17 protein-coding genes are annotated in these 21,425 nt (G+C 65.4%); 7 read left to right on the top strand and 10 right to left on the bottom strand.

What is annotated here, in order from left to right; translation table 11 throughout:
• Positions 1-8: 8 nt before the first annotated feature.
• The gene (locus RND64_RS02510; protein WP_049700601.1) at positions 9-197 is read right to left on the bottom strand and encodes a hypothetical protein; all 189 of its coding nucleotides are present in this window, start codon (positions 195-197) and stop codon (positions 9-11) included.
• Between the two features lie 128 nt (positions 198-325).
• On the opposite strand from RND64_RS02510, the gene RND64_RS02505 reads away from it, so the two are divergent.
• Complete coding sequence (locus tag RND64_RS02505; RefSeq protein WP_049700600.1) at positions 326-1,228, top strand: LysR family transcriptional regulator; 903 nt, start codon at positions 326-328, stop codon at positions 1,226-1,228.
• Between the two features lie 117 nt (positions 1,229-1,345).
• Entirely contained in the window at positions 1,346-2,758 is a 1,413-nt protein-coding gene (locus tag RND64_RS02500; protein ID WP_049700647.1) for a fatty acid desaturase, read from the top strand.
• A 17-nt stretch (positions 2,759-2,775) separates the two neighbouring features.
• Here RND64_RS02500 and RND64_RS02495 read toward each other — a convergent pair whose 3' ends face one another.
• Positions 2,776-3,972, bottom strand: a complete 1,197-nt coding sequence (locus RND64_RS02495) for a PucR family transcriptional regulator (protein ID WP_049700599.1) — start codon at positions 3,970-3,972, stop codon at positions 2,776-2,778.
• Positions 3,973-4,111: 139 nt separating this feature from the next.
• Here RND64_RS02495 and RND64_RS02490 point away from each other — a divergent pair, with 139 nt between their 5' ends.
• A complete protein-coding gene (locus tag RND64_RS02490) occupies positions 4,112-4,306 on the top strand; it encodes a ferredoxin (protein WP_049700598.1) in 195 nt (64 codons plus the stop codon).
• 23 nt (positions 4,307-4,329) lie between these two features.
• Positions 4,330-5,496 carry an NAD(P)/FAD-dependent oxidoreductase gene (locus RND64_RS02485; RefSeq protein ID WP_049700597.1) on the top strand — a complete coding sequence of 389 codons (1,167 nt, stop codon included), beginning with the start codon at positions 4,330-4,332 and terminating at the stop codon, positions 5,494-5,496.
• Positions 5,497-5,567: 71 nt separating this feature from the next.
• Here RND64_RS02485 and RND64_RS02480 read toward each other — a convergent pair whose 3' ends face one another.
• The 5 genes from RND64_RS02480 to RND64_RS02460 all read right to left on the bottom strand — a co-directional run bounded on the left by RND64_RS02480 (position 5,568) and on the right by RND64_RS02460 (position 10,771).
• A complete protein-coding gene (locus tag RND64_RS02480) occupies positions 5,568-6,650 on the bottom strand; it encodes an ABC transporter substrate-binding protein (RefSeq protein WP_049700596.1) in 1,083 nt (360 codons plus the stop codon).
• Positions 6,651-6,717: 67 nt separating this feature from the next.
• Positions 6,718-7,611, bottom strand: a complete 894-nt coding sequence (locus tag RND64_RS02475; protein ID WP_197494536.1) for an ABC transporter permease — start codon at positions 7,609-7,611, stop codon at positions 6,718-6,720.
• Positions 7,608-8,417, bottom strand: coding sequence for an ABC transporter permease (locus RND64_RS02470; protein ID WP_049700595.1), 810 nt, complete (start codon positions 8,415-8,417; stop codon positions 7,608-7,610). The genes RND64_RS02475 and RND64_RS02470 overlap by 4 nt, the downstream gene beginning before the upstream one ends.
• On the bottom strand, positions 8,410-9,324 hold the full coding sequence (locus RND64_RS02465; RefSeq protein ID WP_049700594.1) for an ABC transporter ATP-binding protein: 915 nt from the start codon (positions 9,322-9,324) through the stop codon (positions 8,410-8,412). The genes RND64_RS02470 and RND64_RS02465 overlap by 8 nt, the downstream gene beginning before the upstream one ends.
• Positions 9,325-9,412: 88 nt before the next feature.
• On the bottom strand, positions 9,413-10,771 hold the full coding sequence (locus RND64_RS02460) for a DNA polymerase III subunit delta' (protein ID WP_049700593.1): 1,359 nt from the start codon (positions 10,769-10,771) through the stop codon (positions 9,413-9,415).
• A gap of 84 nt (positions 10,772-10,855) precedes the next feature.
• Between RND64_RS02460 and RND64_RS02455 the strand changes: the two genes are divergently transcribed.
• The gene (locus RND64_RS02455) at positions 10,856-12,400 is read left to right on the top strand and encodes an adenylate/guanylate cyclase domain-containing protein (protein WP_049700592.1); all 1,545 of its coding nucleotides are present in this window, start codon (positions 10,856-10,858) and stop codon (positions 12,398-12,400) included.
• An 89-nt stretch (positions 12,401-12,489) separates the two neighbouring features.
• Here RND64_RS02455 and topA read toward each other — a convergent pair whose 3' ends face one another.
• From topA to RND64_RS02440, 3 genes are all read right to left on the bottom strand, one after another.
• A complete protein-coding gene (gene topA, locus RND64_RS02450) occupies positions 12,490-15,552 on the bottom strand; it encodes a type I DNA topoisomerase (protein WP_049700591.1) in 3,063 nt (1,020 codons plus the stop codon).
• A gap of 212 nt (positions 15,553-15,764) precedes the next feature.
• A complete protein-coding gene (locus tag RND64_RS02445; protein ID WP_049700590.1) occupies positions 15,765-16,367 on the bottom strand; it encodes a hypothetical protein in 603 nt (200 codons plus the stop codon).
• 170 nt (positions 16,368-16,537) lie between these two features.
• Positions 16,538-16,741: a cold-shock protein gene (locus RND64_RS02440; protein ID WP_005171662.1), complete on the bottom strand. Its 204-nt coding sequence runs from the start codon at positions 16,739-16,741 to the stop codon at positions 16,538-16,540.
• A 403-nt stretch (positions 16,742-17,144) separates the two neighbouring features.
• Between RND64_RS02440 and RND64_RS02435 the strand changes: the two genes are divergently transcribed.
• Together RND64_RS02435 and RND64_RS02430 are read left to right on the top strand one after the other, a co-directional pair.
• Complete coding sequence (locus RND64_RS02435) at positions 17,145-19,520, top strand: DEAD/DEAH box helicase (protein ID WP_049700589.1); 2,376 nt, start codon at positions 17,145-17,147, stop codon at positions 19,518-19,520.
• A 162-nt stretch (positions 19,521-19,682) separates the two neighbouring features.
• Positions 19,683-21,290 (top strand): hypothetical protein, encoded by a 1,608-nt coding sequence (locus tag RND64_RS02430; RefSeq protein WP_049700588.1) that lies wholly within the window; start codon positions 19,683-19,685, stop codon positions 21,288-21,290.
• Positions 21,291-21,425: the final 135 nt, after the last annotated feature.

Genomic DNA, 21,425 nt, shown 5'->3' with positions numbered 1-21,425 from the left:
CCGAGACCCTAGGAATTCTTCGGCTCAGCCTCAGGCGTGTCGGCCGCGCTCTCGTCCCCGGCGCTCTCGTCGCCCGCGGAATCGTCGTCGGCCAGCGGGTCGTAGCCGGGAACGCCTTCGAGCACGGTCAGCTCGTTGTCGATGGCGGCACCGACGGCCTTCGCGTCGTCTTTGATCTTCTTGATGAAGTCCGACATCTCGCTCCCTCGTCAGTGGTCGGGAATCCTACGAACCGCACGACCCCACTGCAGGCCGCGCAGTGACCACCCTACAAGGCCACAGATCATGCTTGTGACCAGACGAGGCGTTGCCTAACGTCATCGCCATGCCCGCACGCCGCCTTCCCGACATCACAGCGCTGGAGGTCGTCGTCGCGGTCGGCAGACTCGGCAGCATGGGCGCCGCCGCCCGCGGCCTTGGACTCAGCCAGCAGGCCGTCAGCTCGCGCGTGCGTGGCGTCGAGCACGAACTCGGCGTCGAAATCTTCGTACGCTCCCCCGCGGGCGTCGAACCGACCGAGAACGGTCGCCTGGTCCTCGAGTGGGCCAACGCGCTCGTCGAGCGGGCAGCCGAGTTCGTCGCAGGCGTCGACACACTGGTCGGCAACAGGCACGCGACGCTCGTCGTCGCGGCGTCGATGACCGTCGCCGAGTATTTGGTACCGGGCTGGCTCACCACGCTCACCTCACGTACCGGAGCACGAATCTCGGTGCGCCCCATGAATTCCGCCGAGGTCATCGAGACTGTGCGGTCCGGTGATGCCGACCTCGGGTTCGTCGAAAGTCCCGGCGAGACAGCCGACCTCGACGCCGCGCTCGTCGCCACCGACGAGCTGTACGTGGTCGCCGCTCCCGGCCATCGGTGGTCACGCACGGGCACGGTGTCGGCAGACGAACTGGCGTCGACGCCGCTGATCCAGCGCGAACCCGGCTCCGGAACACGGATCACCTACGAAAAGGCGCTCTCGGAACTCGGACTCGTCGCCGCCGACCCACTCATCGAACTGCGGTCGGTCACCGCGATCCGGTCATCGGTGTTGACGTCGAACGGGGTGACGGTGTTGTCGCGACTGTCGATCGCCGACGACATCGCGGCCGGACGCCTCGTGCGCATCAACGTCGACGGGTTGTCGATGGTGCGTCCACTCCGTGCCGTGTGGACCTCGCACATCACCGTGCGCGGACCTGCGCGAGAGCTTCTCGACGTCGCGCTGGCGTCCACCACCTGATTGTGTGATCGCACAGCGTGACGCCGCACATTGGGTGAAAAGCACGGTGATTGTGATCCAGAACGCGTGGATTCTGACAACAGTTCAGAAATACAGCCCGTGTTCAGGAGGTACATCATGGCACTCGAGGCCACCGGCACCGTTGCCGAAGGAAGCACCGCAAGGTGGCGTGATCGCAAGCGCTATCTGTGGCTGATCGGTCTGATCGTCCCGTCGTTCGCATTCATCGCCATCGGTGGTTATGAACTCACCGGGTGGGGTGTCTTCCTGTGGGTCGGTCCGATCATCGTGCTCGGCGTGGTCCCGCTGATCGACTTCGTCGCCGGTTTCGACCCGACCAACCCGCCCGACGACGTGATCGAGGAACTCGAGAACGACAAGTACTACCGCTACATCACCTTCGCGTTCCTGCCGATCCAGTACGCGGGCTTCATCCTCTCGATGTATCTCATCGCCACCGCGGACTGGCCGATCATCAATCGCATCGGGCTCGCCGTGACACTCGGTTTCATCGGCGGCATCGGGATCAACACCGCGCATGAGCTCGGGCACAAGAAGGAGAGCCACGAGCGCTGGCTGTCGAAGATCGCACTGGCACAGAGCTTTTACGGCCACTTCTACATCGAGCACAACCGCGGACATCACGTGCGGGTCGCCACTCCGGAAGACCCTGCGTCGTCGCGACTCGGTGAGAGCTTCTACCGGTTCTGGTTCCGCACCGTGTCAGGCTCGCTCCGCAGCGCATGGCAGGTCGAGGCAAAGCGATACCGCCGCAGGGACACTCACCCGTTCCATATCGGCAACGACGTACTCAACGCCTGGCTGATGACCGTCGTGCTGTGGGCCGCGCTGATCATCTGGCTCGGCGTCGGGATTCTGCCCTACCTCGTGCTGCAGGCTGTCGTCGGCTTCTCGCTACTCGAGATCGTCAACTACCTCGAGCACTACGGCATGCTGCGGCAGCAGACCAAAGCCGGACGCTACGAGCGCGTGCTTCCCATGCATTCGTGGAACTCCAACAACATCGCGACCAACGTACTGCTGTACCACCTGCAGCGACACAGCGATCACCATGCGAACCCCACTCGCCGCTACCAGACACTGCGCGACTATCGCGAATCACCCGCACTACCAACCGGTTACGCCGGAATGATCGTCCTCGCACTGTTCCCACCCCTTTGGCGCAGGGTCATGGACCACCGCGTCGTCGAACACTTCGACGGCGACGTCCGACTCGCCAACGTCGCTCCCGGAAAGCTCGACCGTCTCACCCGCAGGTTCCCCATCCCCAGCGAGAGGACGCTCGACGAGTCGCGTCTCGACGACGCGACGCCCGGCGCGATCAACGACGACATCGCCGCGGCCCGCTGCCCCGGCTGCGGCTACACCTACGAGGTCGCGGTCGGCAACGAACTCGAGGGATTCGCCGCGGGTACCGCGTGGAAGGAGATCCCCGACGACTGGACCTGCCCGGACTGCGGTGTGCGCGAGAAGGTCGACTTCATCCCCCTGAAGGAGACCAGCGCGTAGTCGCCCCGCGACCCGCCTCAGCCGAGGAAGGCGTCGAAGTAGTCCAGCGCCAACACCAGATCGCCTGCTCGCTCCCGAATGGGATGCCCGAGCAGGCGTTCTGCTTGCTGTATCCGGTAGCGCACCGTGTTCTTGTGGATACCAAGTGATGTCGCGACCTGGTCTGCACTGTCAGCGGTGGTCAACACGTAGCGAACGGTGCCGCGCAGTTCGTCGAGTTCCGGTCCGGCGAGTCCACGCAGCACCGCACGCGCGAAACGCGCTGCGGCGTCGGGATCTCCGGTCAGGAGAGTCAGCGCGGCGACGTCCTCGTACACGGTCAGCGCGATTTTTCGACGCGGCGACAGCGCGACACGTTGCGCCGCACGAGCATCGCGATGCGAACGGACGAATCCCTCGATACCCTCGGCTGCCTCTCCGATCGCAAAGCGAATCTGTGCGGGATCGACGCCACGCGAATCCCACTGGGCCGCAGTGCTTGGTGCCACATTCAGCGCCAGCCATCCCCACAGTTCGCGGCCTCCCGGCCGCACAACTGCCAGCCGTGCTCCGGGAATCGACGACGCGAGGCGGACGAGTGGCGGTTCGAGCCGCTCGATGGAGTCGGCGTCCATCGCGTGCGCGATGACCGCGACCTGTGTGACGCCGGCGATCGGATGGCCGCCCAGCTCCGCCGAGAGTTCTGTCGAGCCAACGCTTTTCCCATCGAGGACATCGGCGACCAACTCGTAGCGTCGCGCATCGCCGCGTCGTCGAATCCGCTCCACTTCGTCCTGATACAACGCGACGGAGAGTTCGACCGAGGTGGCGAACCAGCGGTTGGCCTTGGTCCAGAACCACACGAGGAGCGACTCGTGATCGAGATCTTGTGGCGCATGCCCGACAACGTCGACGGCGAAATCCCACGACGCCTCCTGCGCGCTCTGATAGACCTTCAACAGCACCGGCAGTCCGAGGTGGTGCCGCGCGATCTGGATCGACAGGTCTCCCGCTGCCGGTACGAGTTCGGTTGCCCCGTCCGCGTCGACGGTCACGCCGCCGAGGAACGCGAGCCAGTGCTCCTCGACCGCGGCAACGAGCACCGGTCGAATGTCGGCGGGCAGATCGACACCGGCGATGATCGCATCGACGGTGGTCGACACCCAGTCGTCGAGCGCAGTCGGGCTCTGCTGGTCGGCGACGAACATCTCCAGCCAGTCGGCGATCTCGGTCATCACCCCAAACTGCCAGAGACTGTGTGATTGCACAGTCGATAGCGTCAGATTGGGTGCTAGGACCAATGTTTGCGACGCATCTCCCGGTCAAGATGACAACAGATAGTCGTTCACCAGCCCGCTATCGAAGGAGAGAATCATGAGTCACATCCAGGTCGACCGCCCCACCTGCGAGGGCATCGGCATGTGCGAAACACAGGCCAACGAGTACTTCCAGATCGGCGACGACGGCATCGTCGAGGTAGCGACATCCGACGTCCCTGACAGCGACAAGACCTACGTGCGGGCGGCCGTCGACTCCTGCCCGGTATCCGCCCTGCGGATGCTCGACTGAGGTGCGCCGTGTCCGCACCACTCATGTCATCTGACACTCTTCCGCTCGTCATCGTCGGTGCGTCCTTGTCGGGGGTACGCGCCGCCGAGGGCGCCCGCGCCGAAGGGTGGACCGGCGCCATCGTCATGATCGGCGACGAACCGCACCTCCCCTACGACCGCCCGCCGTTGTCCAAAGCATTGCTCGACGCCGACAAGCAACCCGAACTGCCCACCCTGCGACGGGCAGAGAGTTGGGAAGCACTCGACATAGACCTGCGAATGTCCACCACGGCAACGGGAATCGACGTCACGCGCCGGAAACTGCTCACCGACGCGGGCCCAATCGACTACCACGCGCTCGTACTCGCCACCGGGCATCGTGCCCGCACGATCGGCAGACTCGACGGATTCGACAACGTCCACACGCTCCGTCACTTCGATGACGCGGTCACAATCCGCGAAACACTCCGCGACGCAACACGTCTGGCCGTGTTCGGTGCCGGCTTCATCGGTTCGGAGATCGCATCGGCCGCTGCCGCGCGAGGTATCGACGTCACCCTGATCGGAACGTCGTCGTTCCCGCTCGCCCGTAGCGTCGGCCCGCTCGCCGGACGCATGCTCGCAACACTGCACGAGGACGCCGGCGTGACACTCCTGTCCGACTCCGGTCTGGCAGGTATCTCGTCGCGCGACAACGGGATCGACTCGATCCGCACATCCTGCGGACGCGACGTCCCGGTCGACGCCGTCGTGGTCGGCATTGGCTCCACGCCTGCCACCGACTGGCTCGCGGCGAGCAGCGTCGAACTCGATCCCACGTCGGGTGCAGTGATCTGCGATTCGACGATGGCGACCAGCGTGCCCGCGGTGTGGGCGGCGGGCGATGTCGCTTCGGTCGACGGCGCTGCCGGCGGGCACTGGACCTCTGCCACCGCACAGGGATTCGTCGCGGGCGCGAATGCGGTTGGCGCGCAACAGACATATGCAGGGGTGCCGTTCGCCTGGTCGTCGTGGCACGGTCACCGCATTCAGATCGTCGGCGCCACCGAGGTCGACCCGTCGGGCACGGTCACCGAGAGCCTGGACGACGGCGTCGTGCTCTACTCCGACGGCGACCGGCTGCTCGGAGCGGTGGCCGTCGACGCTCCGGGACGGATCGCCAAGCTGCGTCGAGCACTGTCGGCGGAGCTCACCGCCGCGCGATCCTGACGGTCCTCGTACCCACAGGGGCGGCGAACGCGTCGCGCGCTCGCCGCCCCGCGGGTGTGTCGTGAAGGAGATCAGGCCTTGATCAGGTCCGGGTTCTCCTTGAAAACCTCGTTGATCAGCGACATGTCGAAGATTTGCTCGGGCTTGAGGGTGTAGCCCGCCTTGCCGAGTGCCTCGATGTTCTGTGCGATCAGGGCGTCGGTCATGGTCAGCAGACCGTTCTTCTTCGTGTCCTCCGACACGACGAGCGTGTTCTGGGCCGTCGCTTCCTTGGTCTGCTCATCGAGGTTGAGCTTGAGATCCTTGCCGTACTTCTCGACGGCGAGCTTCGCCGAACCCGCGGGATCGGCGACGGCGTCGTTCCAGCCCTGCACCTCGGCCTTGAGGAACGCCTTGAGTTTGTCGCGCTCGTTGTCGATGGTCTCCTGCTTCACCACGAGTGTTTCGGCGACCAGCGGGAGTCCGAAGTCGGCGAAGAGGAAGTTGGTGTTGGCAAAACCGCTTTCGGCCAACGTGATCGGCTCGTTGGTCACGTAGGCGACCCAGCCGTCGACCTCGCCCTTGGTGAGTGGCGTCGGGTCGTATTGCACCGAGATCTTCTGGACGTCGGACTCTTTCATCCCGTTGGCGGTGAGCAGTGCCTTGAACACATTCTCGTTGGATGCCTGTACGCCGATCTTCTTGCCCGCCATGTCCTGTGGTGTCTTGATCGGCTTTTCGGCCGACGACACGATGCAGAACGGATTCTTCTGGTAGGTGGCCGCGACGGTCATCAGTTTGGCGCCCTGCAGGATCACCGGCGCGGTGAGCTGCGGTGCGGTGGTACCGATCCACACCTTGTTCGATGTCAGGCCGGTCTCGACACCGGTACCGGCGCCACCACCGGTGATCAGCTCGGGCGTTCCGAGACCGCCCGCCTTGTAGTAGCCCTTCTCCAAAGCCCAGTATTCCCCGGCGAATTCGATGTTCTTCTGCCATGAGAGCTGCACCTTGGGATTGTCCGACGACGCCCCGCCGGACGAACTGCTGCCACTGCTACAGGCCGCGAGCGCCCCGGACACGCCCAGTGCACCCGCAGCACCGCCCGCAAGGAGCGAGTACCGAAGAAATGCGCGACGATCGAGTCCGCCGCCGCTACGCACGGAATTACTCATTGGGTGTTCTTCCTTTCAGGTGGATCGGGCGAGGATCACCCGACCGGGCTGGCCACGATCAGCAGCCTCAGTTCTGCTGCATACCCATCTGGGCCAGGACAATTGATTCGACGACGCCGACGATCGCGTAGAGGATGATCGACGCAACGGTGATGACGAGCACCGACGCCCACAGCTCGTTGTATGCCGCCGCGGGCAGCGCCTGCTGCAACGTTGCACCGAGTCCCTTATTGGTGCCGAGCCATTCGGCGACGGTCGCGCCGACGAGCGCACCGGGAACCGAGATCTTGGCGGCACTGAACAACGAGGGCACCGCCGAGGGAATCGCGGAGCGTCGCAACGCAGTCCATCGATTGCCGCCGTACACGGCGATCACGTCGTTGATCTGGGTGGGCGCGTTCGCCAGGCCGGTCATGATCATGACGAGCGCGGGAAAGAACACCACGATGCCACCCATCACGGCGACCACCCCGATTCCCCGCCCGACGACGAGGGTGATCAGCGGTGTCATCGCGACCAACGGCACCGAGCGCAGCAGCATCGCTATCGGCATGAATGTCTGTGCGGCAGGCCGTGATACGACGAACAGCGCCGCCACGAGCAGCGCCGCGGTCATTCCCACGACGAAGCCGATCGCGGCGTCGGTCAGGGTGATCGCGAGATTGTCGAAGATCTCCGACCTTGCGTCCGCAGCGCCGGGCTCGGTGAACAGGTATTGGAACACCTGCACAGGGGTGCGTCCGATGATGGGTCCGATGTCGGGGAAGGCGAGCAGGAACAGCCACCAGATCACCAGGATCAACACAAAGGAGGTGACGAGTGATCCGAGGAACTTGGTGATCTGCCAGAGCAGCGCTCCGATGTTCGGACCTGTAGCAACGCTTTCTGGCTGTCCGTTCGATGGTGTCGGTGTACCGGCGACCACCACGTCGGTCGTCGAATCGGTTGTGGGAGCGCTCATCCGAACACCTCCTTGCCCGCGGCCCAACGCGTTGCGAACCGGGCGACGACGGCGACGATCGCGTAGCCGACGCCCGCGACGGCACCACAGATCAGCGCGATCGCCCACACCTGCGGGATGTCGCCGCGCTGCTGCGCGACGATCATCGCCGGGCCGGCGCCCTTGTCCGGCATCGCGAGGAACTCTCCGAGGACGGCCCCGAGAACCGCGGCCGGTGCAGCTATCTTGATCGCGGCCAACGTGTTCGGAAGTGCAGCCTCGATCCGCACGCGCCGCAACTGCGACCAACGGCCACCGCCGTACACGCGGATCAGGTCGAGGCTTGCTTTGTTCGGAGACCGCAACCCACTGAGCGTTCCGATCATTGTCGTGAAGAACACCGAGATGGCCGCGAGGAAGATGATCATCGTCTGCACCTGCGCGAAGGCCACCTGGATGATCGGCGCGACGGCGATGATGGGTGTGCAGTAGGAGATGATCGCGAGTTGAGTCGCCAAGCCCTCGATCGGGGGGATCACGATCACCAGCAAGGCAAGCAGGATCGCGAGCAGATTGCCCCAGAAGAAGCCGCGGAGCGCCAATCCGATTGTGGACGAGAAGTTTTCGGCGTAGTAGCTCCACCCGGTGTCGGCGATGGTCTGCACGACGGCCCAGGGGGTGGGAATCGTCCCGTGAAACCATTCCAACGCTCCGGCCATCGACCAGAGCACCAGCACGGCGACGATGCCGATGAGTCCCGCGGCCCACCGGTCGGCGCCTGCGACCGTGCGCGCCGACGACGTCCGTTCCACCACGGCGCTAGCCACTCGTGGCCTCGGAGATCGCGTCGGCGTCTGCGGTGTCGGGAACATCCCTGTCGGGTTCGGGCTCGGCGGACTTCACAGGACCGTCCGATGCCGTGCCGCCGAACAGCAAGCCGGACAAATGGTCATGCAGCGCATGGAATTCCGGCGTGCGCATCATCTCGGGAACGCGCGGGCGGGGAAGGTCGATGGGCACCACTTCCACGACGCGACCCGGTCGTGGACTCATCACAGCGACGACGTCGGAGAGAAAGACCGCCTCGGCGATCCCATGGGTCACCATGAGTGTGGTGGCGGGCTTCTCGGTCCAGATGCGGAGCAATTCGATGTTGAGGCGCTGACGCGTCATGTCGTCGAGTGCACCGAACGGCTCGTCGAGCAGCAGCGCGGTAGGACGCACGACGAGCGCCCGCGCGATGGAAACACGTTGTCGCATACCGCCGGACAGCATTGCCGGCTTGGCTTTCTCGAACCCGGTGAGGCCGACGAGTTCGATCAGATCCGACACCAAGGCGTCGTCGGAGGGCATGTGTCCGACCTGGAGCGGCAACCTGATGTTGGATTCGACGGTCCGCCACGGCAACAGGGCAGAATCTTGAAAGGCGATGCCCAGCGAGTGATCTCGCTGCAGTTCGGTCGGCGACTGGCCGTTCATCAACGCGGTACCCGACGTCGGTTCCTCGAGTCCCGCGAGGATGCGCAGCACCGTCGACTTGCCGCATCCGGACGGACCGAGCAACGACAGGAACGAACCCTCCGAGGTCTTCAACGACACGTCGGACAGCGCGGTGACCGTGTTGGTCCCACGCACCGATCGGCTGGTGAAGGTCTTGGTCAATCCGGAGATGTCGATGCCGGTCCCCGGCGGCCGCTCTGACGCGCGTGACGTCGCCCCCTGTGCAGATGTCATGAGTTGCCACGCTAGAAGCGTTGTGTTTCACCGTGATTACCCGGCGGTTACTCCGGGCGCCGAGCGCGACAAGTGGCAGCCCCGGAGATCAGCTCGGGCGCATGACCTGTCCGATGGTGGCAACCATCGCGTCGACAGCGAACTTCGGCTTCACGTTCTGGTCAAGGACTTCACGACATTCCAGCACGGCTTCGACACAGCGGAGCAATTGCTCCGGAGAGGCATACGCGGCCATCGGAACAGCGATGTCGGCAGCCTTGTCCGGGTGCATCGCAGTGACCTGTGCACCCATCGAGACGACGAGGGCGTCGCGGTAGAGAGCCGCGAGGTCGACGAGTGCACGGTCGAGGGTGTCGCGTCCGACGCGGGTGGCGCGCGACTTCTGGCGCTTCTCAAGCTCTTTGAGTGCGCCCGCCGTTCCGCGGGGCGGTCGGGCTGTCCCCTTGCCCGTGCCGCCGGCGCCGAGGGCGGTCTTCATCTCCTCGGTTTCGGCTTCGTCTCGTTCGGCGCTGATCGCCTTCGCGGCGGCGTCGGCCGACTTCACCAATTCCTCCGCGGCCGCGTAGGCCGTCGAATCGCGGGTGGCCGCGCGTGCGAGTGCCAATGCTTTGTCGCGTTGCTCGCGAGCCTCGGGGTCGGTGGCGAGGCGTCGGGCACGTCCGATGTGGCCGCCGCAGACCGACGCCGCCCACCGCGCGGCCTCAGCGTCGAGTCCGTCGCGGTCGATGAGGACGCGTTCGATGTCGGCGACGGTCGGCGTTGCCAGCGGGACATGCCTGCATCGCGAGCGGAGCGTGACGGAGATGTCCTCCGGGTCGACGGACGGCGCGCACAGCAGAAAGACCGTGCGCGACGGCGGCTCCTCGACGACCTTCAGCAGCGCGTTGGCCGCCTGCTCCGTCAGCCGGTCGGCATCTTCGACGACAACGATCTGCCAGCGACCGGTACCCGGTCGACGCGCGGCGGCTTGCACGATCTCGCGCATCGAGTCGACGGAAAGACTCAGCCCCTGCGGCACGATGTGGCGGACGTCGGCGTGCGTCTGGGCCATGACAGTCACGCATGCGCGACACTCACCGCATCCGACGACGTCGGGATGTTGGCACTGCAGCGCGGCCGCAAAGCACGTCGCTGCCACCGATCGACCACTCCCGGGCGGACCGGTGAACAGCCAGGCATGCGTCATCGACGCCCGCGGCACGACGAGGGACGCCGGAGTGGGGCCGTCGAAGGTCGGGTCGTCGAAGTCTGGCTCGTCGAAGTCTGGCTCGTCGATGTCGGCAGCGTCCAGGACCGACGCGTCGAGCTCTGCGGCGTCGAAGTCAGCAGCGGGGGTGGATGGGCCTGCGTCGAGGCGCGTGGCGAGGACCCTGGCCGCCGTTGCGGCGTCGGTCAGCTCCTGCGCCACAGCCCGCTGCCCGGTGAGCCGGTCGAAGACATTTGTCACATCACCAGCGTAATCCGCAGTTCGGACACCCCGGCTTGTGGATGAACGTTTAACAATTGCAAGCAGCCAGATACCGTAAAGGTCGTGGTTGAACGTCGATCCAGGCTGTCTTACGGCTTGCACCTGGCCAAATGGCTTGCGCGCACGCCGTGGCCGATCCTCGCTCTCGACCTGTTGCGCGCAAATCTCGTTGGCGCGCTGTTCACCTTCGCGTTTCTTCGCTTCGGTATGCCGTCGCAGGATTCGTTCCAGTTCAACGACATCACCGCACTCAATCAGGGCATCTTCCTCGCCTATCTCCTCCTGGCGATGATCGTGGGCGGCGCGCTGAGTATCAAACTGTCGCTGCCGGTACTCGTGTGGCACCGACGTCGAACGCGACTCGACAACGACATGGCCCGCAAGCGAGCGCTGCGTCTGCCGGTGACGTTGTCGCTGGTCAACCTGGGTCTGTGGGTCATCGGCGGTGTGCTGTTCACCGCGGTCAACCTGACCGTCTCACACAAGGATGCGTTCATCGTTGCCGTCGCCAGCGCGATCGGCGCCCTCGTGACCTGCGTGCTCAGCTTCCTGCAGTCCGAAAAGGTGCTGCGCCCCATCACCGTCGCAGCGATGGCCAACAACCCCGACGACGCGATCGCGCCGGGCGTGACCACACGCATCGCCGTCTTCTGGGTCATCAGCGTCGTCGCGCCGATGGTCGTGATCGTCGGCCTCATCTTGCTGCAACGCATCCACTTCATCGCGACCGACGCCACCGGGCTGCTGCGCCCCATTCTGTGGATGTGCCTGGCATCGCTGGCGTTCAGTCTGCTGGCCATCGTGCGCGTCGTACGCGCCATCAACGACCCCATCAAGCAACTCCGCGCCGCCCAGACACGCGTGAGCGAAGGCGACCTGACCACCGCCGTCAAGATCTACGACGGCTCCGACCTCGGGCTCCTGCAGGCAGGCTTCAACGACATGGTCGCCGACCTGCGCGAGCGGCAGCAGCTACGCAACCTGTTCGGCCGGTACGTCGGCGAGGATGTCGCGCGCAAGGCCATCGAGACCGGAACAGAACTCGGCGGCGAGGAACGCTACGTCGGGGTGTTGTTCGTCGACATCGTCGGCTCGACGCGGCTGGCCGTGAATCGGCCACCGCGAGAGGTCGTCGACCTGCTGAACGAGTTCTTCCGGGTGGTGGTGGCCGTCGTCGGACGTCACGGCGGATTCGTGAACAAATTCCAGGGCGACGCCGCGCTCGCGATCTTCGGCGCACCGCTGAACCTCGACGACTTCGCCGGTCAGGCACTCGCCGCGGCGCGGGAGATGCGCCAGGAGTTGTACGAGACACTCGGCGACACCGACATCGGCATCGGCGTCTCCGCAGGCAAGGCCATCGCCGGCCACATCGGCTCGGAGCAACGGCTGGAGTACACGGTGATCGGCGACCCGGTCAACGAGGCCGCCCGCCTCACTGAACTGGCCAAGGACGAACCGACCCGCGTGCTCGGCTCGGCCCGCGCGGTGTTCCTCGCCTCGAGCGAAGAGGCGAAGAACTGGGACATCGGCGAAGGCGTCGAGCTACGTGGCCGCGGCATCGAGACGCTGCTCGCCCGTCCGCACCTGACGCCGTACCGGCGCTAGGTGGCATCCCGCTGATCGAGCCTGTCGAGATCACCCAGCGGGGTGCACCCGCTGATCGAGCGCCCACCCGCTGATCGAGCTTGTCGAGATCACTCCTCGGCCGGCGGGGCGCTCTTCTTCGCGGCGGTCTTCTTCGCGGTCGTCTTCTTCGCAGCCGTGGTCTTCTTGGCCGCGGTCTTCTTCGCGGCCGTCTTGGTGGCGGTCTTCTTCGCAGGCGTCTTCTTCGCGGTGGCCTTCTTCTTCGTGGCCTTCTTCGCCGGGCCGCGGGCGCGGCGGTCGGCGAGGAGTTCCATCGCCCGCTCGGGGGTGATGGTCGCGACGTCGTCGCCCTTGCGCAGGCTGGCGTTGGTCTCGCCGTCGGTGACGTACGGGCCGAATCGGCCGTCCTTGATCACCATCGGCTTGTCGCTGACCTCGTCGTTCTTCTCGAGATCACGCAGCGGGGGTGCTGCGGCCTGCCGTCCCCGACGCTTGGGCTCGGAGTAGATCTTGAGCGCCTCGTCGAGCGTGATCCCGAAGATCTGGTCTTCGTTGGCCAGCGACCGCGAGTCGGTGCCCTTCTTCAGATACGGCCCGTAGCGGCCGTTCTGCGCGGTGATCTCGTCGCCGGATTCCGGGTCGGCGCCGACGACCCGCGGCAGTGAGAGCAGTTTGAGTGCGTCGTCGAGTGTGACCGTCGAGATGTCCATCGACTTGAACAGCGAACCGGTCCGCGGCTTGGGTCCCGCCTTCTTCGCGGCCTTCTTGGCAGTCTTCTTCGCGACCGTCTTGGTGGCCGTGCCACCGCCCGCGGGCGCGTCGTCGAGCGGCACCACACCGCCTTCGCCGCCGTCACGCGGGGTCGGACCTGCGGGAATCGTGGACGGCGCAGCGCCGCCACCCGAGCCGTCCTCGTCGTCGTCGGACGGCAGGATCTCGGTGACGTACGGTCCGAATCGTCCTTCCTTCGCGACGATCTCGTGTCCGCTGACCGGGTCGACGCCGAGCGAGCGCCCCTCCTGCGGCGTCGAGAACAGCTTCTCCGCAACCTCGAGCGTCAGCTCGTCGGGAGTCATATCGGCAGGCAGGTTGGCGCGCTGGAGATCCGGTTCTGCGTCGGGCGACGTCGCCACATTGCGTTCCAGGTACGGCCCGAACCGGCCTACGCGGACATACACCGGTCGGCCCTGCTCGTCGTCGAACAGCTTGATCGAGTTGACCTCGCGGGCGTCGATCTCCTCGAGATTCACGCCGACGAGCTTCTTCAATCCGCCGTGTTTGGCGATGTCGGAGCCTGCGATCTCCGGCACTTCGCCCTGATCACCGCTCGACGACTCGTCGGCCGCCTTGTCGCCGAAGTAGAACTCGGTCAGCCAGCGGGTGCGGTTCTCGTTGCCGTTCGCGATCTGGTCGAGGTCGTCCTCGAGCGACGCCGTGAAGTCGTAGTCGACGAGGTTCTCGAAGTACGCCTCCATCAACCCGACGACAGCGAATGCGATCCACGACGGGACGAGCGCGCTGCCCTTCTTCACCACGTAACCGCGGTCCTGGATGGTCCCGATGATCGACGCATAGGTCGACGGCCTGCCGATGCCCAACTCTTCGAGCACCTTGACCAGCGACGCCTCGGTGTAGCGGGCGGGCGGGTTGGTCGAGTGACCGTCGGCCTCGAGGTCGGTGGCGGTGAGGTGCTGCCCCTCGGTGAGCTGCGGCAACCGTGTCTCGGCGTTGTCGGCCTGGCCGCCCGCCTGCTCATCGACGGTCTCGACGTACGCCGACAGGAAGCCGGGGAACGTGATGGTCCGACCCGACGCCGCGAACGTGCAGCGCTCACCGTTGCCGCCCTGCCCGCTCGCGGTTCCGGCGATGCGAAGGCTCAGCGTGGTGCCGCGCGCGTCGGCCATCTGCGACGCGACGGTCCGCTGCCAGATCAGCTCGTACAACCGGAATTCGTCTGCTTCGAGCTGACCGGCAACCTGGCCGGGGGTCCGGAACGTCTCGCCCGACGGTCGGATCGCCTCGTGCGCCTCCTGAGCGTTCTTGACCTTGCGGGTGTACTGACGCGGCGTGGCGTGCACGAAGTCGGCGCCGTACAGATCGCGAGCCTGTGCTCGTGCGGCGTTGATAGCCGACTCGCTCAGCGTCGTCGAGTCGGTACGCATGTAGGTGATGTAGCCGTTTTCGTACAGCCGCTGCGCGATGCGCATCGTGCGATCGGAGGTGAAGCGCAGCTTGCGACCCGCCTCCTGCTGCAGCGTCGAGGTCATGAACGGCGCATACGGCTTGCGCGTGTAGGGCTTTTCCTCGACCGAGGTGACTGTCATGTCGGCACCGTCGAGGGCCGTGGCCAGGGCTGTCGCCCGCTCCCGATCCAGTACGACGACGCCGTCGGCGCGCTTCAGGTTGCCGCGTGAGTCGAAATCGCGACCGGCGGCGACCCGCGCGTCGTCGACCGACACGAGCCGCGACGAGAAGGTGCGTGGGGTCGTCGACTCACCGGCGTCGAGCGTGGCGTCGACGTCCCAGTACTCGGCCGACACGAACGCCATGCGCTCGCGTTCACGTTCGACGATGATGCGCGTTGCCACCGACTGCACACGGCCCGCCGACAACTTCGGCATGACCTTCTTCCACAGCACGGGTGAGACCTCGTAGCCGTAGAGGCGGTCGAGGATGCGTCGGGTCTCCTGCGCATCGACGAGGTCGATGTCGAGGTCGCGCGGGTTCTCGGCTGCGGCGCGGATCGCAGGCTCGGTGATCTCGTGGAACACCATGCGCTTGACCGGGATCTTCGGCTTGAGCGTCTCGAGCAGATGCCAGGCGATGGCCTCTCCCTCGCGGTCGCCGTCCGTCGCGAGATAGAGCTCGTCGACATCCTTCATCAACGACTTCAGTTCGGAAACCGTCGACTTCTTGTCTGCCGAGACCACGTACAGCGGCTCGAAGTTGTCGTCGACGTTGACACCGAGCCGCGCCCAGGGCTGGCCCTTGTACTTCGCCGGAACGTCGGCGGCACCCCGTGGCAGGTCACGAATGTGACCGCGCGAGGACTCCACGACGTAGTTGCCCCCCAGATACCCCGCGATCTTGCGCGCCTTGGTCGGCGACTCGACGATCACCAGTCGTCGGATCGCTTCTCCTTTTGCGGGTGCGGTGGTGCTGGTCTCGGCCAACGGGTGTCCTTCGGTTTGGACCCGCCCGCCGCGTGCCGGTTGGCCGGCGGGTGGGGTCTCGTCTCGTTTGAGGTTTGTACCTTATGTATAGCGCCATTTGCACATCGGAATTCACGATGGGCGGGTATCCACCACGCGATTCGACGACGCTGCCGACCATAACGCCAGGTCAACGCTGAATATGCCGAGCGCGAAACGATGTGTGTCGTTCGTCAGTCCCCGACGTCCGGCCAGTCCGCACGCGCTCCCGCGAAGTGCGGCGCCTCGCCGACATACTCGCAGAGACGAGCGAGTCGACGACGACCCGAGATCCGCAGTGCGGGCGAATGGATTCGCGTGCCAACAAGAGTAGGTGCAATCCCGCTCCGCATCAGCGCAGTCGCGAGTTGTGCATGGGTATCGGGCGCATGTGGATCGAGTCCGAGCTGGTAGTGCCCGGCATCCGACGATCCCGCCGCGATCGTCCAGAGTCGCAGCGCACGGGGGCCGGGTACCCAGCCTGCGGGAACTGCCTTGACCGCGCCGCGCGACCAGGCTGCATGCAGAGTGTCGAGGAGCGGAGTGAGCGCGGTGCGTGCGAGCGGATTGCCCTCGTCGGACTCGGCGCGCTCGGTGTCGACACCGCAGGCCTTCAGCTCCTCCACGACGGCCGACGCGCGCCATGGCGCCGACAGCACGATCGATACGCGCGTACCACCCGCGCCCGACCCGCTACCTGCGATGCGCGACGACTGTCCGTGCGCTGCGAGAAGACCACCGAGGTCGTCGAGCGACGGCTCGTCGAGTTCGGCGGAGAAGAACGCCAATTGGCCCACGCACCAGACAATACTGGTGCCTTGCCTACTGGGGCGTCGAACAGAGGGACGTCGAACGCCGCGTCACCGATCGTCTTCGGAGATAAAGGAACGCTGACAGACGAACGCTCCCGCCCTCGAAAGAGGACGGGAGCGTTGCATCGATCAAGCTCGTCTGTTGAGCCGAAGTCTCAGACGGCGCGGACGCCCGTCGCCTGCGGACCCTTGGTGCCCTGTCCGACCTCGAACTCCACGCGCTGGTTCTCCTCGAGGGTACGGAAGCCGTTGCCCTGGATCTCCGAGTAGTGGACGAACACGTCGTCATTGCCCTCATCGGGAGCAATAAAGCCGAAGCCCTTCTCCGCGTTGAACCACTTCACAGTCCCCTGTGCCATTCCTGCAATCCTTTACATACATTCAAACTGTCCCGACACGCTGGTCACGTGTCGCGGCCGGTCGTACCGCCATACCTCGGAGAACGCCGATTGGAAGAGTTCGTGGACGAACACCATTCGGCCTGACAACTTCAGTACCACGGCTGCAACCCGATCCCGCGCGATCACCGCAATCAGCGATGGCCGCCCGGGAGCTGCGGCCGAACTCAGTCAATCATGTTCGAGGCGACTTGGATAGTCGTCGCAATCACTCTGAGCCAAAAGCACCCGATTTTTCGACGTTCGAGACCGAAAGGTAACATCGTATGCAATGAAAACCGGCTGGCTCTAGGACACAATCACGCACTCGCACCGATTGGGGCCTCGCGAACCGAGATCGCCCGATCAGCACGACATTTCGTCTATGCACCACTCCACGTTCGGCACCGAACTTCTTCGTCGCTCACTGGCTGGAACAGATCCGGACTCCAGTCCGGTAACCCATCTCTCGGTAATCGATTCCCGCTCAGCAACTTTCGCGCCCTGGCCGGAATGGATTTCGAGTGAGGTCCGCTCCGCTCTCGTCGATAGCGGAATCGAACGACCGTGGATTCATCAGACCGAGGCCGCCGACCACGCATTCGCAGGCCGACATGTATCGATTGCGACCGGAACTGCATCTGGCAAATCGTTGTCGTACCAAATGCCAATTCTGACGACACTTCTCGCCGAACCACACTCGACCGCACTGTATCTCAGCCCGACAAAAGCTCTCGGCGCCGATCAACTCAAGGCACTCACGTCGATCATCTCCGGGCGCCGCGACTTTTCCCACCTCCAACCGTGCGCGTACGACGGCGACACCGATTCCGAGATCCGACAGTGGGCTCGCGCACATTCACGGTGGATCTTCACCAATCCCGACATGCTGCACCTGGGGATACTCACCGGCGTCGCAACGCCCGGCACACACACCGGCGGCCCGTCGCGCGGCCAATGGCGACAGTTCTTCGCACACCTGCGATACATCGTCGTCGACGAATGTCACCACTACCGTGGAGTGTTCGGCTCCAACACCGCGATGGTGCTGCGTCGACTGTTGCGTCTGGCACGTGCGTGCGGTTCGGAGCCGACGGTGATCGCGGCCAGCGCGACCGTCGCCGATCCCGCCGCCGCACTCGAACGACTCATCGGCGAACCCGCGGTCGGGGTCACACTCGACGGGTCGCCGCGAGGTGAGCGGACAGTCGCGCTGTGGGAACCCGACTTCGTGCCGGGCGTGACCGGCGAGAACAATGCTCCGGTACGACGATCCGCAGATGCAGAGGCATCCCGCCTGCTGGCCGACTTCGTCGTCGAGGGCGCTCGCACACTGTGCTTCGGACGCAGCAGGCGGGGCGTCGAGATCGCAGCGCTGCGGGCTCGTGATCTGTTGTCGCACAGCGCTCCCGACCTCGTCGACAAGGTGGCCGCGTATCGCGCGGGGTATCTCGCCGACGATCGTCGTCGACTCGAAGCCGCGATCTCCGACGGCAGGCTCGTCGGGGTGACGACCACCAACGCACTCGAACTCGGCGTCGACATCACCGGACTCGACGCAGTGATCATTGCGGGCTACCCGGGCACCATCGCGTCGTTCTGGCAGCAGGCGGGACGTGCTGGGCGCCAACGTGAATCCGGCGATGCGCTCGTCGTCCTGATCGCACGCGACGACCCGCTCGACACGTATCTGGTCCACCATCCCGACGCGCTACTCGCCACGCCGGTCGAGGCGCCCGTGATCGATCCGACCAACCCGTACATCCTCGCGCCGCACCTGCTGTGTGCAGCCACCGAGTACCCGTTGGGGGACAACGAGATCGAGCGCTGGGGCGCGCGCGACGCCGTGCAGCAACTCGCCGCCGACGGTCTACTCCGAAAGCGTAAGGCGGGCTGGTATCCGGCCGCGGGCGTAGAACCCCACGGCGACATAGACATTCGCGGTGGAATCGGCGGGCAGGTCCTCATCGTCGATGCGACGACGTCGGAGCTGCTCGGGACCGTCGACGCCGGTCGCGCACCCGCCACGGTGCATCCCGGAGCGCTACACATCCACCAGGGCGAGAGCTATGTCGTCGACGAACTCGATCTCGACGAGGGACTCGCGCTGGCTCATCCCGAGGAGCCGGACTGGACGACGTCGGCGCGTGAGACCACGGACGTGTCGGTGACGTCCGTGGTCTCGTCGAACACCTACGGGCCGCTATCGGTGGCGTTCGTCGACGTCGACGTCAGCCATCAGGTCGTCGGATATCTGCGGTCGCTTCCGTCTGGCGAGGTTCTCGACGCCGTCGAACTCGACATGCCGCGTCAGACCCTGCACACGCGCGCGGTCATGTACACGCTGACGCCGGAATCGCTGTCCGACGCGGGTATCGACGCCACGCGCCTGCCCGGTGCCCTGCACGCCGCGGAGCATGCGGCGATCGGCATGCTGCCCCTCGTCGCGACGTGCGACCGGTGGGACATCGGAGGGCTCTCGACCAACCTGCACCCCGACACCGGACTTCCGACCGTCTTCGTCTACGACGGCTATCTCGGCGGAGCCGGATTCGCCGAGCGTGGGTACGCGCAGTTCGCGACGTGGATCGCAGCGACCGCGGACGCCATCTCCGAATGCGGCTGCGAGCTGGGATGTCCGTCGTGCGTGCAGTCGCCGAAATGCGGCAACGGTAATGAACCGCTCGACAAGGCGGGAGCCCTGAGCGTGCTGCGATCTATCACACACCTGCTGCGGGATATGACCCACCTCGCAAGCTGAGTCATTTGTCCACGGCGTTGCGACGATTCGTCCCTTTTGTCGATTCGGCATGCACAGTCATCGGCGGTGAGCGCCGGCGAGTGGCGACGGCGTCCACCTGCGGGGTCCACCTGGCCACCCCGACTACTCACGACTGCTCGCCACCGGTTTCTAGGAGTGACAATGATGAACGCTGCCGTTCGCCCACGGGCGAGCATGATGGCCCTCGCCGGGTTCTCCGTGGCGAGTGCCGCGGTGATCGGGGCCGTCCCGTCGATGAGCCAGGCAGCCACGTATGCCGCAGCAACGCCAACGGCCGTGACGCAGGACGCCGCTGTTGCGGCCGCCGCAGCGCTGGCGACGCCACTTTCCGCAACATCTTCTGCAGCAACACCCTCTGCCGCAACACCTTCCGCTACCGACACCGATCCGCTCGCGATCTACCAGCAGGTGCTCACCAAGGCACAGGCTGCCATCGAGAAGCTGAAGAAGACGGCGTCGAAGACCGAGTACCCGATCCTCAACCAGCTGCTGGCGAACCAGACCGCGCTGGTCAACGGCATCATCAACGGTGCTGTCGCCGGTGAGTGGAAAGAGGGCAAGGCCGCCGACTTCTCGCCGATCTGGACCCAGATCCAGGCCGCACTCGACGGCTTGGACTCCGCGGGCATCGAAGTCAACGTCACCGCGGCACTCTCCGATCAGCTCCCCAAGCTGCTCGAAGCCGTCTCGACGTCGCTCTCGTCAGGCGACATCGAAGGCGCGATGAACAACCTCCTGCTTGCCGTGGTCACGCCGGTGTATTCCGTGATCAAGCCGACCAAGGCAGGCGGCGGAGTCGTCCCGACGCTCGTCAAGCTGCTCAACGTTCCGCTGAACGCCGGCCTCATCGCCGCGGGTGCGATCCCGAACGCCGACATCGCCGCCGCCATCTCGACACCGATCAGCAACGCCATCAAGGTGAACAACGTGATCGGCTCCGACTTCGCCTACATCGGGATGGGGATCATCAGCCCGGTCGCAGGCGGGATCGGCGGCTTCGGTCGCGGCGTGCAGAACGTGATCGACGCCCTGGGCACCAACGATCTCGAAGGCGCACTGACAGCACTCGTCCAGGCGCCTGCCATCACGCTCGACGGCTTCCTGCACGGCGGCTACGGACCGAGCGTCGGCGGACTGGTGGGCGTCAACGGAGTGCGCGTCGTCAGCGGCGGCCTGCTCGGAGGCGGGCTGCAGCTCTTCGGCAAGGACGCCGACGGCAACCGCGCCACCATCATTCCGGGCACGGGCTGGGTGCTTCAGCGCCTTCAGGCGGACATCCTCAAGGCCATCACGCCGGTGCCGCCGAAGACCGTGAGCGCCGACATGGCCACGCTGGTCGCGGCCCAGACCGACTCGACCGCGACTGCTTCCGACGCGGCTGCGACCGCGTCCGATGGGGCTGCTTCGGATGCGGCTGCGCCGACGGCAACGGTTGCCGATTCCACAGAGGCACCCGCGCAGTCTTCCGGCGATAAGTCGGGCAGCGTCGAATCATCCAGCACCGCAGACGTTTCGGAGTCCGCTACCGACTCGACGTCGAGCAGCACGGGTTCGAGCTCTGCGGGATCTAGCAGCGCGGGTTCGAGCAGCACGGGTTCGAATTCTGCGGAGTCGAAGGGAACCGGCTCGGCTGCCGACGCTGATGCCGATGCTGACGCCGACGCGGCAGACACCACGGAGTCTGCGGACTCCGCAACGTCGAAGTCCGGATCCGACGCGGCAGGGAGCTCAGCGTCGAGCGAAAGCTAACGCTCTGATCCGACACACCACTCACGACGCCTCGGCGCCCGCGGACACTTACTCCGCGGGCGCCGAGCGCTTTTGTGCGCCGTGTTCCGCGTCACAAGCTGAGTCACGCGGCTACCGGCTTGCGCGTATCCCGTC

Source organism: Gordonia sp. w5E2 (assembly GCF_036540975.1).
Lineage (GTDB): Bacteria > Actinomycetota > Actinomycetes > Mycobacteriales > Mycobacteriaceae > Gordonia > Gordonia jacobaea.
The sequence above is the reverse complement of the archived record's forward strand: the minus strand, read 5'-3'. Positions and strand labels throughout refer to the sequence as shown.

Excerpts from the sequence above, each read along its gene's own strand:
- RND64_RS02510 (WP_049700601.1), bottom strand. The coding sequence starts at position 197 with ATGTCGGACTTCATCAAGAAGATCAAAGACGACGCGAAGGCCGTCGGT.
- RND64_RS02505 (WP_049700600.1), top strand. The coding sequence starts at position 326 with ATGCCCGCACGCCGCCTTCCCGACATCACAGCGCTGGAGGTCGTCGTC.
- RND64_RS02500 (WP_049700647.1), top strand. The coding sequence starts at position 1,346 with ATGGCACTCGAGGCCACCGGCACCGTTGCCGAAGGAAGCACCGCAAGG.
- RND64_RS02495 (WP_049700599.1), bottom strand. The coding sequence starts at position 3,972 with ATGACCGAGATCGCCGACTGGCTGGAGATGTTCGTCGCCGACCAGCAG.
- RND64_RS02490 (WP_049700598.1), top strand. The coding sequence starts at position 4,112 with ATGAGTCACATCCAGGTCGACCGCCCCACCTGCGAGGGCATCGGCATG.
- RND64_RS02485 (WP_049700597.1), top strand. The coding sequence starts at position 4,330 with ATGTCATCTGACACTCTTCCGCTCGTCATCGTCGGTGCGTCCTTGTCG.
- RND64_RS02480 (WP_049700596.1), bottom strand. The coding sequence starts at position 6,650 with ATGAGTAATTCCGTGCGTAGCGGCGGCGGACTCGATCGTCGCGCATTT.
- RND64_RS02475 (WP_197494536.1), bottom strand. The coding sequence starts at position 7,611 with ATGAGCGCTCCCACAACCGATTCGACGACCGACGTGGTGGTCGCCGGT.
- RND64_RS02465 (WP_049700594.1), bottom strand. The coding sequence starts at position 9,324 with ATGACATCTGCACAGGGGGCGACGTCACGCGCGTCAGAGCGGCCGCCG.
- RND64_RS02440 (WP_005171662.1), bottom strand. The coding sequence starts at position 16,741 with ATGGCACAGGGGACTGTGAAGTGGTTCAACGCGGAGAAGGGCTTCGGC.
- RND64_RS02435 (WP_049700589.1), top strand. The coding sequence starts at position 17,145 with ATGCACCACTCCACGTTCGGCACCGAACTTCTTCGTCGCTCACTGGCT.
- RND64_RS02430 (WP_049700588.1), top strand. The coding sequence starts at position 19,683 with ATGATGAACGCTGCCGTTCGCCCACGGGCGAGCATGATGGCCCTCGCC.